This window comes from Myxococcus sp. AS-1-15 (assembly GCF_020037055.1).
Taxonomy (GTDB): Bacteria; Myxococcota; Myxococcia; order Myxococcales; family Myxococcaceae; genus Myxococcus; species Myxococcus fulvus.
The window spans coordinates 143276-156754 of record NZ_JAIQDF010000017.1 but is presented as its reverse complement, the minus strand read 5'-3'; the positions used below and the strand labels follow the sequence as shown (position 1 = coordinate 156754).

Annotated in this window: 10 protein-coding genes; 4 read left to right on the top strand and 6 right to left on the bottom strand. The window is 69.9% G+C overall.

Features of this window, described 5'->3' with window-relative positions; translation table 11 throughout:
- Window positions 1-134 precede the first annotated feature (134 nt).
- On the top strand, window positions 135-2093 hold the full coding sequence (locus K8625_RS35505) for a DsbA family protein (RefSeq protein ID WP_223785183.1): 1959 nt from the start codon (window positions 135-137) through the stop codon (window positions 2091-2093).
- 88 nt (window positions 2094-2181) lie between these two features.
- Here the strand turns inward: K8625_RS35505 and K8625_RS35500 are convergent, their stop codons facing one another.
- A complete protein-coding gene (locus K8625_RS35500; protein ID WP_255653080.1) occupies window positions 2182-2568 on the bottom strand; it encodes a RidA family protein in 387 nt (128 codons plus the stop codon).
- Window positions 2569-2646: 78 nt separating this feature from the next.
- On the bottom strand, window positions 2647-4860 hold the full coding sequence (locus K8625_RS35495) for a bifunctional (p)ppGpp synthetase/guanosine-3',5'-bis(diphosphate) 3'-pyrophosphohydrolase (RefSeq protein WP_223747667.1): 2214 nt from the start codon (window positions 4858-4860) through the stop codon (window positions 2647-2649).
- A 148-nt stretch (window positions 4861-5008) separates the two neighbouring features.
- On the opposite strand from K8625_RS35495, the gene K8625_RS35490 reads away from it, so the two are divergent.
- A complete protein-coding gene (locus tag K8625_RS35490; RefSeq protein ID WP_223785182.1) occupies window positions 5009-6181 on the top strand; it encodes an FHA domain-containing protein in 1173 nt (390 codons plus the stop codon).
- Window positions 6182-6572: 391 nt separating this feature from the next.
- Here the strand turns inward: K8625_RS35490 and K8625_RS35485 are convergent, their stop codons facing one another.
- Window positions 6573-8267, bottom strand: coding sequence for a serine/threonine-protein kinase (locus K8625_RS35485; RefSeq protein ID WP_223785181.1), 1695 nt, complete (start codon window positions 8265-8267; stop codon window positions 6573-6575).
- A 114-nt stretch (window positions 8268-8381) separates the two neighbouring features.
- Here K8625_RS35485 and K8625_RS35480 point away from each other — a divergent pair, with 114 nt between their 5' ends.
- Window positions 8382-9149, top strand: a complete 768-nt coding sequence (locus tag K8625_RS35480; RefSeq protein ID WP_174816797.1) for an FHA domain-containing protein — start codon at window positions 8382-8384, stop codon at window positions 9147-9149.
- A gap of 77 nt (window positions 9150-9226) precedes the next feature.
- Here the strand turns inward: K8625_RS35480 and K8625_RS35475 are convergent, their stop codons facing one another.
- Window positions 9227-9589 (bottom strand): TraR/DksA C4-type zinc finger protein, encoded by a 363-nt coding sequence (locus K8625_RS35475; RefSeq protein WP_141327975.1) that lies wholly within the window; start codon window positions 9587-9589, stop codon window positions 9227-9229.
- A 127-nt stretch (window positions 9590-9716) separates the two neighbouring features.
- Here K8625_RS35475 and K8625_RS35470 point away from each other — a divergent pair, with 127 nt between their 5' ends.
- Entirely contained in the window at window positions 9717-10598 is an 882-nt protein-coding gene (locus K8625_RS35470) for a diadenylate cyclase (protein ID WP_141327973.1), read from the top strand.
- Window positions 10599-10602: 4 nt separating this feature from the next.
- On the opposite strand, the gene K8625_RS35465 is transcribed toward K8625_RS35470, so the two are convergent.
- The gene (locus K8625_RS35465) at window positions 10603-11160 is read right to left on the bottom strand and encodes a hypothetical protein (RefSeq protein ID WP_223785180.1); all 558 of its coding nucleotides are present in this window, start codon (window positions 11158-11160) and stop codon (window positions 10603-10605) included.
- Window positions 11161-11174: 14 nt separating this feature from the next.
- A complete protein-coding gene (locus tag K8625_RS35460) occupies window positions 11175-13451 on the bottom strand; it encodes a vWA domain-containing protein (RefSeq protein WP_223785179.1) in 2277 nt (758 codons plus the stop codon).
- Window positions 13452-13479 lie beyond the last annotated feature (28 nt).

Here is a 13479-nt window from a genome sequence, read left to right as displayed (position 1 = left end):
CGAGCCCGGAGGGCTTCCACTCGGCTTGCGTGTCTGGAAATCCCTCTGTTAAGTACCCCGGCCCTCTCGACTTTTCTCGTACATCCACGCTCGGGGCCGGAGTCGGACCTATGGCGAAGGAGCAGAACCCACCCATGAAGCCCAATATCATCGTGGCCCTGCTGGTCGGCCTGGTGCTTGGTTTCGTCGGCGGCCGCGTCTACAGCGGCTCTCCCACGAAGGCCGAAACCAAGCCCGCCGCTCAGGCTGGTCAGGCCAACCCCGCGCGCCGTCCGGTGGACCCCACCGTATTCAAGGTTCCCGTCGAGGGTTCCCCCACCCGGGGCAACCCCGAGGCCCTCGTCACGTTGGTCGAGTTCTCGGACTACGAGTGCCCCTTCTGCAGCCGTGCGAACGTCACGGTGGAGAAGCTGGAGGAGGAGTACGGCAAGAAGCTGCGCGTGGTGATGAAGCAGAACCCGCTCTCCTTCCACGCTCGCGCCAAGCCCGCGTCCCTCGCGGCGCTGGCCGCTGGCGAGCAGGGCAAGTACTGGGAGATGCACGGCAAGCTCTTCGCCAACCAGAAGAAGCTGGATGACGCCTCCCTGGAGCAGTACGCCAAGGAGCTGGGCCTGAACCTGGACAAGTGGAAGGCCGACATGGCCAGCCCCGCGCTGTCCGAGGTCATCCAGAAGGACCAGACGCTGGCCGGCCAGCTCGGCGCGAGCGGCACGCCCGCCTTCTTCATCAACGGCCGCTTCCTCTCCGGCGCGCAGCCCATCGACAACTTCAAGGCGCTCATCGACGAGGAGCTCGGCAAGGCCGAGGCCCTGGTGAAGGGCGGCGTCCGCCCGGCCCAGGTCTACGCGAAGATCATCGAGAAGGGCGCCGAGCGCGCCGCCCCCAAGGCGGCCCAGCAGCAGCAGCAGGCCCCCGCGGTGAAGAAGATCGACGTGCCGGCCGACTCGGCCTCCTTCGGCCCGGCCACCGCCAAGGTGACCATCGTCGAGTGGTCCGACTTCGAGTGCCCGTTCTGCAGCCGCGCCGTCCCCACGCTGACGCAGATCAAGAAGGACTACCCCAAGGACGTGCGCGTGGTGTTCCGTCACCAGCCGCTGTCCTTCCACGCCAACGCCAAGGCGGCCGCCGAGGCCTCCGAGGCCGCGCGTGAGCAGGGCCGCTTCTGGGAGTACCACGACAAGCTCTTCGCCAATCAGAAGGCCCTGGACCGCGCCTCCCTGGAGAAGTACGCGCAGGAGCTGGGTCTGAACGTCGCCAAGTTCAAGGCCGCGCTCGACTCCGGCAAGTTCAAGGCGAAGGTGGAGGCGGACAGCGCCGCTGGCAGCGCCGTGGGCGCCAACGGCACCCCGACGTTCTTCGTCAACGGCCGCGAGCTCGTGGGCGCGCAGCCCTTCGACGCCTTCAAGCGCCTCATCGACGAGGAGATCGCCAAGGCCGACAAGCTGCTGGCCTCCGGCACCAAGCCCGAGGAGCTGTACGCGAAGCTCAACGCGGACAACGTGGCCAACGCCCCGCCCGCCGCCGCCCCCGGCGCCCCCGCCGAGCCGCCCGTCCAGAAGGTCGACGTCGGCAACGCCCCGGTGAAGGGCCCCGCGAACGCGCCCGTCACCATCGTCGCCTTCTCCGACTTCGAGTGCCCGTTCTGCAGCCGCGTGGTCCCCACGCTCAAGCAGATCGAGGACCAGTACCAGGGCAAGGTGAAGGTGGCCTTCCGCAACCAGCCGCTGCCCATGCACGCCAACGCCAAGGCCGCTGCGGCCGCCGCGCTGGCCGCGCACGAGCAGGGCAAGTTCTGGGAGATGCACGACAAGCTCTTCGCCAACCAGCGCGCGCTGGACCGGGCCTCGCTGGACAAGTACGCGCAGGAGCTGGGCCTGAACGTGGAGAAGTTCAAGGCCGCCCTGGACAGCAACAAGTTCGCCCAGCAGATCGAGGCGGACGCGGCGGACGCCGGCCGTCTGGGCGCCACCGGCACCCCGACGTTCTTCATCAACGGCCGCACCCTGGTGGGCGCCCAGCCGTTCGACGCCTTCAAGCGCGTCATCGATGAGGAGCTGAAGAAGGCCGGCGCGGTGGCGGCGGACCGCAAGTAGTCCGCTCCTCGCAGCCCTGAAGCACTCGAGGCCGTCGGACCGCTTGGGTCCGACGGCCTCTTGCTTTCACGTCACGGGGCCTGGGACTTCAGGACACGGCGATGGCGTCGATCTCCACCTTGGAGCCGCGCGGCAGCGCCGCGACCTGGACGGTGGCGCGGGCCGGCGGGGCGCCGGTGAAGTAGCGGCCGTAGACCTCGTTGACGCGGGCGAAGTCACCCAGGTCCGTGAGGTAGATGGTGCTGCGCACCACGTGGCTGAAGTCCAGCCCGGCCGCCTTGAGCACCGCCTGGAGGTTGAGCATCACCCGCTCCGCCTGGGCGACGACGTCCCCCGGCACCATCTCCATGGTGACGGGGTCCAGGGGAATCTGCCCGGAGAGGAAGGTCATCTTCCCCGAGTCCACCTGCACCGCCTGCGAGTACGGACCGATGGCCTTGGGGGCCTGGTCCGAGTGGATGGTCTGTCGAGCCATGGAGCGCACCTCGAGGAGTCGGGCGGCCGGAGGTGGCCGCCGGATTTTCCTGGGCGCTCTACCACGAATGGCGGCCCTTTAGATTCGCTCCACGGAGTACACGCCGCTCAAGCGCTCGATGGTGCGCATCAGGTCCGTGAGCTGCTTCAGGTCGGAGATGATGACCTCGAAGGTGTTCACGGCCCGGTCATCCCCGGTGGCCCGACAGTTGGCCTGGGAGATGTTGACGCCCTTCTTCGAGAAGATGTTGGAGATGTCCGCCAAGAGGCCCGTGCGGTCCGCGGTGAGCACGCGCAGGGTGACGGGGCGCTTGAAGTCACCGCGCACATCCCAGCTCACGTCCACGCGCCGCTCGGGGTCCGTCGCGAGCGCCTTCTCGCACCCCACCGTATGCACCGTGACGCCCCGTCCCCGGGTGATGAAGCCGGCGATGGGGTCGCCGGGGACGGGGTTGCAACACCGCCCGAAGCGCACCAGCACGTCATCCACGCCGCCAATCTGCACGCCGCTGCGGTTGCTGCGGCCCACCAGGCGCTTGGCCAGGTCCGTCACGCGCGACAGGCCGGGCAGCATGGACGAGCCCCCCGAGGGCGCGCCGTTGCCGGAGGACTCCCCTCGCGGCGTGGCCTCCGCCTCGTTGCGCTTCTCCTCGGGCACCAGCCGCTGCACCAGCTGCTGCGGCGTCACCTTGCCGTAGCCCACGGCCACCAGCAGGTCGTCCTCGACGCGGAAGCCCAGCTCCTCGGCGACGCGCTTCACCTCGCCGTTCTTGAGCAGGCGGTTGAAGTTGAGCTGGAAGCGCTTGAGCTCGCGGTCCGTCAGCTCGCGGCCCAACTGGAGGCTCTTCTCGCGCTGCTGCTGCTTGATGAAGCCGCGGATGCGCTGCTGCGCGCGGCTCGTCTTGACGAAGGTGAGCCAGTCCTTGGACGGGTGCTGCTGCGGGCTGGTGAGCACCTCCACCGTGTCGCCGTTCTTCAGCTTGTAGCGCAGGGGAACGATTTTTCCGTTCACCTTGGCGCCCACGCACCGGTTGCCCACGTCCGAGTGGATGGCGTACGCGAAGTCCACCGGCGTCGCGCCGCGAGGCAGCGAGCGCACGTCGCCCTTGGGCGTGAAGACGAAGACCTCGTCGGTGAAGAGGTCCACCTTCACCGTCTCGAGGAACTCCTTGGGGTCCTTCAGGTCCTGCTGCCACTCCATGAGCTGGCGCAGCCAGGCGAACTTCTCGTCATCCTTGGAGATGACCGCCTTGCCCTCCTTGTACTTCCAGTGGGCCGCGATGCCTTCCTCGGCGATCTTGTGCATCTCCGCGGTGCGGATCTGCACCTCCACGCGCTCGCTCAGGGGGCCAATCACCGTGGTGTGCAGTGACTGGTACATGTTCGGCTTGGGGATCGCGATGAAGTCCTTGAAGCGCCCCGGCACCGGCTTCCACATCTCGTGCACCAGGCCCAGCGCCTCGTAGCAGGCGGGCGCGGTGGGCGCGATGATGCGGAACGCGATGATGTCGTGGATCTGATCGAAGTCGATGCCCTGCGCCTTGATCTTCTTGTAGATGCTGTAGACGTGCTTGAAGCGGCCGCTCACGTCGCCCTTCAGGCTCCGCTCGGCCAGCTTGGTGCGCACCAGGTCGCAGGTGTCCTCGATGTACTTCTCGCGCTCCTTCTTGCGCTTGTTGAGCTTCTCCTGCAGCCCGAAGAACTCCTGCGGCTTCACGTAGCGGAAGCTCAGGTCCTCCAGCTCCGTCTTGATCCAGGAGATGCCCAGCCGGTTCGCCAGGGGCGCGTAGATGTCCAGCGTCTCCTGGGCGATGCGCGCCTGCTTCTCCTCGTTCATGTGGTCCAGCGTCCGCATGTTGTGCGTGCGGTCGGCCAGCTTCACGAGGATGACGCGGATGTCCTGCGCCATCGCGATGATCATCTTCCGGAAGTTCTCCGCCTGCTTCTCCTCCTGGGAGAGGCTGGCGGACGCGGAGAACTTGGACAGCTTGGTGACGCCGTCGACCAGCTGGGCCACCTCGGCGCCGAACAGTTCCGTGAGCTCCTCGGCGGTGGCGAGCGTGTCCTCGATGGTGTCGTGGAGCAGCCCGGTGACGATGGACGCCTCGTCCAGCTTGAGGTCGGCGAGGATGCCGGCGACCTCCAGCGGGTGGACGAGATAGGGCTCTCCCGACTTCCTCAGTTGGCCCTGATGCACCTTGGCCGAGTAGACGTAGGCCTTCTTGATGATGTCCAGGTCGGGGTCCGGGTGGTACGAGGAAACCCGTTGGAGGATGTCGTTCAGGCGGATCATCGAAGCAGGGGGAATCGTAACTTCGTGCCGGAGGGGGGGCAACGTTGCCCCACAGTGCCTGTCACATTTCTCTTCCGGGATTGTCCCACCCGTCGCGTTCGCTTTCGTTGACCCGACGTTTTACGCGCTCGTAGATTCGCCTCCGCCCATGTCACAGCTCTTGTTGTCGGCTCTCTCCGTGGTTTGCCCGAACTGTGACGGGTTCAATCCGCCGCGCTCGGCCACCTGTGTGCTGTGCGGCCAGGCCACGGGGGAGGCGCCCACCGCCAAGGCCCCCGCGTCCAAGCCGGCCACCACGGGCCGCCCCCCGCCCGCCGTGACACCCCAGGGAGGCCGCCCGGCGGCCGTCGCCTCCTTCCCCGGGCCTCGGGGCTCCGAACCCGTGGGTCCTCCCACCACCCCGCCCCCGCCCAGCGCCATTCCGCCGGGGATGAGGCCGTCCGCCCGGACGCCGCCCCCCACGGCCGCCGCGGGGTTGATGGTGGAGCGCCCCGCGAACACCCGGCCTCCGGCGGCGCAGCCCGCGGGCAACGCGCCTCCGTCCCTGGCGCCCCGAGCCGCGCCGCAGGGCCCCGCGAACACCCGGCCGCCTCCGCCGGTGCCCGACGCGGCGATGCCCGGACGCACGGGGACCTCCGCCCCGGCCGTGGCGGCGCCCCGCCCTCCACCGGCGGCCTCGCGCTTCGGGCTGGCGGTCATCGCCGGGTCCACGCGGGGGCAGCGCTACAAGCTGCCGGTGACGGGGTGCGTGGTGGGCCGGCAGCGCGGCGCCATCCTCTTCCCGGATGACGGGTTCGTCTCGCCGCTCCATGCGACGTTCCTGGTGAAGGACGGCGCGCTCTTCGTGCGCGACGAGAACAGCGCCTCGGGGGTGTTCGTCACGGTGGCGGGCACCGAGGCCATCACGGCGCGCACGCACTTCAGCGCGGGCCAGCGGCTGTTCCGCTTCACGGGGCGCCTGGAGCCCGTCGCGCCGGTGGCGGGTCGGCCCACGGTGTACGGCGCGCCAGTGCCGCTCGGGCAGGCGGTGTACGGCGTCGAGGAGGTCATCATGGGCGGCCGAGGTGGCCGCGCGGTGGTGACGGCGGCGCCCCTGCTCACGCTGGGACAGGCCCACTGCGACCTGAGCTTCCCGGGCGACGAGGGCCTCGCGGGTCGGCACTGCGAGCTGTCCCCCACACCGACGGGCGCCTTGCTCAGGGACCTGTCCGGAGGACTGGGCACCTACGTGCGAATCCCGCCCGGCGAGGAGCGCCCGCTGCGACCGGGAGACCGCGTCCGCCTGGGCCAGCACGTGCTGCAGGTGGAGACGCTCGCCTGAGCGAGCGGGTGTGCTCCGTTCGGGCGCCCACGGACGTCCCACGAGCAGCACGCATCAGAGCATGCGCGGGAGCGCATGACCGCTTCGGGCGAGACGAGTCATGCCTCGATGAGGCCCGATAGCAAGCCGGGGCCTCGCGAGGCTCGGTGCCGCCACTGAAGATGGCCCCTCCGCGGAGCGGCACCTCTCGGGGACGACGCTTCCGCGGTCTCAGCATGTCCGTGGCAGCACGCCCCCCGCCAGTGAAGACGAGCACCCCGCCCTGCATGGGAACGAGGCAGGGTCGGCGCGGGCAGGCAACCCCCACCCGACGCCACCGCACTGACGCTACGGAGCGGCGGAGTCGCGCGGGCGGGCCCCCCACCCGACACCACCGACCCACGCACCGACGCTACGGAGCCGACGGGCGGGCCACGCTGCCGCCCAGCCGCTGCTCGATGAGCGCGCGGGCCCGCGAGTCCCGCACGTCGCGCAGGTGACGCATCCACCAGTTCCGGGCCTCATCCTGCTGGTCCCGCTGCCAGTAGACCTCGCCGAGCTTCAGCGCCAGCTCCGGGTCCGGGTTCGCCTCGAACGCTTGCCGGTAGCTGGTGGCGGCCATGTCGAGCTTCCCCCTCTCCAGGGACTGATCGCCATCCTGGGCGTGCTTCTTGGACAGCTCCAGGTTGCGATCGGGCGCCGGAATCAGCCGCTCGTACAGCGGCTGGTCCGCATCCGAGGGGATGACGCTCCCCGTCCTGCCGGGAACCGGGGCGTTGGAGGGAATCGCGAAGGGCGAGCCCCCGCCCTTCCCCGCGCCCTGCGTGTAATAGATGTAGGCGTAGAAGAGCCCCGCGCCCAGCACCAGCAGCACGGTGAGCGACTTGAAGAAGAACGCCAGTCCACCCCCACCGACGCCGGGCTGCGTGGGGACGACGGAGTCGGTCTTCTCCCGCGTCGCGGGCATCACGTCGGCGCCCGAGGGCAGCGGCGAGAGCACGTCCGGAAGCGCGCGGACGGTGGCCTCCACCGTCATCTCGCTGCCCCACCCGGGGGCCGTGGCATCCCGGGCATCGTCGGGGCGGCCGCCGGACTTGCGCGGCAGCGGCGCCAGCACGGCCGAGGGCTGGGGACGCCGCGAGCCCGCCGCCTCGCGACGGCGCTCCTTCTCCACCGCCAGCAGCTCCGCGCGGAAGGCCTCCGCGTTCGCCGGGCGATCATCCGGGTCCTTGGAGAGCGTGCGCAGGATGAGCCGCTCCATCGCCGGGGAGATGCGCGCGTCGGGCCGGCGCCGCGTCGGGGGCGGCGGCTCCTCGGTGAGGTGCTTGGTGGCGAAGCCCACCGCCGAGTCGGACTCGAACGGCAGCAGCCCCGTCATCAGCTGGTAGAGGATGACGCCCACCGCGTACAGGTCCGAGCGGTGGTCCAGCTGCGCCCCGCGCGCCTGCTCCGGCGACATGTACTCGGGCGTGCCGCAGACGAAGCCCGCGCGGGTGAGCGCCGGACCGTCGTCCGTGGAGTCGGTGATCTTCGCGATGCCGAAGTCGAGCACCTTGACGAAGTCCGGCTCGTTGCGCCGCTGCTCCACCATGATGTTCTCGGGCTTCAGGTCCCGGTGGATGACGCCCGCGCCGTGCGCGTCCGACAGCGCGCCGAGCACCTGGCTGACGATGCGCACCACGCGCGCCTCGCCCAGCGGCCACTCGCGGCTCAGAATCTGGTGCAGGTCCTGCCCCGCCACGTACTCCATGGCGATGAAGAGCGCGCCGTCCTCGGCCTGGCCGAAGTCCAGCACGCTGATGGAGTTGCGGTGGTTGAGCCGGCTGGCCGCCTTGGCCTCGCGCTGGAAGCGCGCCACGGTGCGCTCGTCCGACAGCAACGTGTGCCGCAGCACCTTGAGCACCACCACCTTGTCGAGGGAGATCTGCCGGGCCCGGAACACCCTGCCCATGCCCCCCTCGCCGATGAGGGCCTCGACCCGGTACTTCTGGGCAATCGTCATGCCGACGTAATCGTCAGCATCCGCCGTGCGCACGAGGGTCGCGCCGCAGGCCGGGCAGAAACGGGAGGATTCTTGGGCGTCAGCGCCGCAGGAGGGGCAGTGCAAGTCAAACGTCCCCGAAGGGTGGGGCTGGAAGTTCACCACGTCGCTCGGGTGATGAGCAAGCCGCGCGCAATGCGAGCAACCGCGCCCCACCCCTGGTAGAACCCGCCCAGCCCCATGGAAGCGATGGAATACTGCCCCCGCTGCGACACCGAGAACCCCCGGGATGCCACCGTCTGCCGAGCCTGCGGCTCGCCGCTGCGCTCCGGCACCATGGTCATGGCCGTGGCCAGCCTGTCCTCGCGGCCCCAGGTCTCCATCCGCGTGGTGCGGGCCGATGGCGGCCCCGAGTCCGTCGTCCGCATGCAGCGCGACACCCTCACCTGCGGTCAGCAGGGTGACATCCCGCTCCCGGACGACCCCTTCATCATGCCCGTGCAGATGCGCTTCTTCTTCTCCGGCGCGCGCCTGGCCGTGGAGGACGTGGGAGGCGCCAACGGCGTCTTCGTCCGCCTGCGCCAGGAGCGGGAGCTGTCCCCCGGAGGCGAGCTGCGTCTGGGGCGGCAACGGCTGGTGCTGGAGCCCATCCCCACCGCGACGCCCGGCCCGGGAGGCACCCAGGTCTGGGGCTCACCGGATCCCGGCTACCGCCTGCGGCTCATCCAGCTGCTGGAGGGGGGCCTGAAGGGCGCGGCCTATCCGCTCCGCGAGGGCGACAACCTGCTGGGCCGCGAGCAAGGCGACCTCACCTTCCCCACCGACGGCTTCGTCTCCGGCCGGCACGCGGTGCTGCAGGTGCGCCAGGACCGGCTGACGGTGCGCGACGTGGGCTCGTCCAACGGCACCTTCATGCGGCTGGCCGGCCCGACCTTCGTCGACAACGGTGACCACTACCTCATCGGTCGGCAGCTCTTGAGGGTGGAGATCCAGGCACCGCTGGCCTGAGGCACCGCCCCGCGCTTTGACTCCCCGGGCCGCACGGGACATCTCCTCCCGCGCGGCCCCAAGGACCCCCACGGCCATCAGCCGTAGGACTTCTCCTTCTTCTCCTGCTCTTCCTTGCAGCGGATGCAGAGCGTCGTCACCGGACGCGCCTCCAACCGCTTGGGGGAGATGTCCTCCTCGCAACGCTCGCAGACGCCGAACGAGCCGTTCTCGATGCGCTCGAGCGCCTTATCAATCTTCTGCAGCAGGAACTTCTCGCGGTCGCGGAGTCTGAACACCATCGACTGCGCATACTCGGAAGAGGCCAGGTCGATCTCGTCGGGGAGATCGTCGGTGTCGAAGCTCGACTCCTCCACCAGGGTCTTCTTGGCGCTCTCGAGCAGGCTCGCCTTGCTGTCCTCGAGCATCTTCTTGTAACGCTTGAGATCTTTCTGGTTCACAGCCTTCGCTCCAGTACGCGAGGGTTTTTGGGCCCTGTCCCCCAAAAAAAGGGCCCGAAAGCTTTATTCAGGGAGCCTTCGGTGTCAAGCTGACGTGGTCACGAACTGCGGGTGAAGGGAGGGGCGTTTGAGCGAGAACACGAAGTTCGATCGGGAGTTCCTGCGCTCGGCCCTCTCCCTGGCCGCGAAGAGTGACGTCGATCACTTCCTCTACATCTGCGACACGCCCATCCCTCCCGAGGAGCTGCGCGGCAGGCCTGCTCGCAAGAAGCTCGTGTACGCGGTGACGCTGGACAAGCTGGCACAGGAGCACCAGCTCAAGAAGGTCCGCGCGCTCGTCATCCCCGCCTACGACTACTCGCGCACCGAGCGGGTGAAGGTGGCGCTCGTCTCCGCGCTCTCCCAGGGGGCCTTCAAGGAAGGTGACCTGGTGCTCTGCATGACGGGGCGAGTGGGCCGCGCTCCCGACACGCTGATGCAGATGCGAATCGGTGGCTCGTTGGATGACCGGCTCGCCATCGAGGGCGTGAAGCTGGGCGAGGAGTTCAACTCCCAGGTGGTGGACGCGCTCATCCAGCTGGCGCTGCAGATCGGTCAGGAGGGCTTCGAGGGTCACCCCATCGGCACCATCATCACCATCGGCGACCACACGACGGTGCTGGAGAAGAGCCGGCAGATGACCATCAATCCGTTCCAGGGCCTCTCCGAGGCGGAGCGGAACGTGCTGGACCCGAAGATTCGCGAGGCCATCAAGAACTTCAGCGTGCTCGACGGCGCCTTCGTCATCCGCGAGGACGGCGTGGTGCTGGCCGCGGGGCGCTACCTGTCCTCCGCGGACGAGGCGGTGAAGATTCCGCTCGGCCTGGGCGCCCGGCACGCCGCCGCCGCGGGCATCACCTCCACCACGCACTGCATCGCGCTGGTGGTGAGCCAGACGTCCGGCGCGGTGCGCCTCTTCAAGGGCGGCAACATCGTCCTCGAGCTCCACCAGACGGCACGCCGGACCTGAAGCCTCAGTCCGCCTTCTCCCGCAGCTCCTCGCGGTAGACCTCCGCCAGCGCGTGCGCGCGCTCCACCTCGTCGCGCGCCGCGTCCACCACCAGCGCCTGTTCGAAGCGCGCCACGCGCTCCTTCAGCGCGTCGGTGACGATGCCGCCCATCACCAGGCGCGCGGAGGCGCTCTCCCGCTCACGGCGCAGCTCCTCCACGCGCTCGCCCAGCTCCGCGGCGGCCTCCAGGAGCAGCGCACCGTCGGCCTCGGCACGCTCCAGCGACTCGCGGGTGGAGGCGAGGAGTGCCTCGGCCTGGACGCGGTCCTTCTTCAGCACGGCCACCGCCTTGGCGTCGGAGCGGGACTCCGCGGTGGCGCGGCGCGCGTCCAGCTCCGTGAGGCGGCGCGTGTAGCGCTCCACGGTGCGGGTGAGCTCTCCCTTGAGGGCGAGCAGCGTGGCCGCGGACTTGCGCAGCTCGGAGGCCTGCCGCTCCAGGTTCTCGAGCAGCTCGTCGAAGGCGGCCAGCGGGTCCACTGGCCGGGAGCGCTCCTTCTTGCGTTTCCAGAGGCCGAAGAACATGGCGTGCGGCAAGCCTAACCGAAGGGGCGGCACAACAGCCGCACTCGTGACAGCGCGTCCTCCACCGAGGGTCCGCCGACGGACAGCGCCGCGAGGTAGCGCGCGGGGGTCAGCCCATACACCGTGAGCAGGTGCTGGAGGAGCACGACGCTCTCGGTGGCGCGCTTGTCCGCGGGAGCCAGGGACGTGGCCTCCACCAGCGCGCCGAGGATGTCCACCACCCGGCCCACCACGTCCGCGCCAGGAACCTGCCCGCCCTCGGGTCTGGGGGGCGATTCAGGGAAGAGCGCCTCGAACGAGGCCTCCACCGCGACAGGCGTGTTCGAGCCGCGTCCGCTCGCCACGGCCTCGAGCGCCTCCAGGTGCGGCGCGAGCAGCTCCAGCGCGTCCGGCGTGGCGGGCACGTCACGCGGCAGCAGCGTGCGCCAGGGTGTGTCGAACTCGGTGCGGGCCCAGAGGATCTCCTCGTCGGAGAGGTGGTGGTAGAAGGCGCGCAGCCCGGAGGCCCGCTGCTCGCGCACCAGCGAGCGCAGGTCCGGGTTCTCCTCACCGAGGGAGATGAAGCTCAGGGCGATGTCCAGCGAGCCCATGGGCGCGCGCGTGCGCCGGATGAGGTCCAGGTCCACGCGGTCCTCACCGTCGGTGACGAGCACCACGGTGGCGCGCGCCAGGTACGGGTCCCTGCCCTGCGCGGCGCGGATGGAGTCGAAGGCGGACATCAGCGCGAGCGAGATGTCCGTCTGTCCCTCCGCGGGAGAGTCGCGGAAGAGGCGCTCTATCTGCCGGGTGGCCTCGACGGCCGTGTCCACCCGGGCCAGCTCCGTGGGCACGTCGTTGAAGAAGCTGAAGTAGAGCGGGTCGAACGACTCGCCCCTGCGGGCCTTGACGCGCAGGTTGTTGAGCTCGGCGATGATGAGGGCGTCACGGAAGCGGGCGCGGGCGCCATGCATGGAGCCGGACGCGTCGCAGACATAGACGCGCACGGCGGTGCGCTTCACCTTCTTCGACTGCGGTGGCGGCGCGTCCTCGACGTACGCCCGCACCAGCTGCCGGTTGGCGGCGAGGTCCCTCAGGAGCATGCGCGGGTCCGTCAGCACGAAGTTGTTCACCTCGTGCAGGGCGCCTGTCGTCTCGAAGGTCATCGTCTGCGTGGGATAGGGCACGCGGCGCGCCACACGCCGGGCGGTCTTCGTCTCCGCCAGGACGATCTCCTCGGAGAGCGCGTCCTCCACGTCGAAGTACCGGGCACAGCCCGCGGCCAGTTCGAAGGTCGCGAGCTGTTCGGGGCGCAACGAGAAGGCCAGGTCGGCCAGCAGCTCGTCCGGGCGGGGCGCGTCGACCTCGGGCCGCGCCGGCTGGGGCGCCTCGCCGAACCAGTCGGCCAGGGCGTCGCGCTCCGCGTTCTCCACCATGACCGTCAGGTGCGTCCGCGTGGGGAGCAAGGGCTCCAGGCTCGAGCGGGCCGCGGCGGCCAGCTCCAGGTCCCCTGCTTCCAGGGCCCGCTCATAGAGGCCACGCAGCGAGCGATAGGCCACCTGGGGCTCGTGGCGCGCGGTGTGCCGCACGTGACGCAGCAGCTCCTCGAGCGAGCGGACCGCGGGCACCGCGCGCGTGCGCTCCCGCGCCTCGGCCACGTCGCGACGCAGCGGCAGCGCCCGCTCCCGGTCATGGTCCGCCCCCAGTCGCAGCAACATCTCATGCGCCAGGTCCAGGTCCCTGCGCTTCTGCACGACGTCGGCGACATTCTCCCGGGCCCGTGTCGCGAAGTACTCGGCCACCGCCATCCGCGCGCTGCTCGGAGGCCGCTGGGGTCGGCTCGCGGACGCTGGACGTTCGTAGACGACGAAGTCCTCGTCCGGGAGGTCCTCCGTGTAGGGCCGCAGGAAGAGGTCGGCCACCTTCACCGCGCGAGCGAGCCGGACGAAGGCTCGCTCGAGGATGGAGAGTGTCCCCGGGGGCAGCACTCCCGCCCGCCATGCCCGCTCCACGCGGCCCAGACGCTCCTCGAACTCCCCGAGCGCCTGTCCCGCGCGGGCCTGCAGGCCCTGGGACAGCGAGCCCGCGCGCCCGCGACGAGCCCCCAGGGCATGGAGCAGCAGGGCATCCGCCGACGTGTGGACTCCCACGCGGTCCAGCTCGCGGTCCAACGCCTCGAGCACTGGCAGCGACAGGTCCCCGGTCCCCGTGACCTTCCGGCCGAAGGGCCACCACCGTGGCCCGCCCGCTGCAGGTGGAGGCTGACGAAGCGCGTCCAGCCGCGCTCGCAACTCGGTGAGCCGCCGCGAGAGCATGCTCAGCCCCGCCTCTCGGCGCTATGCG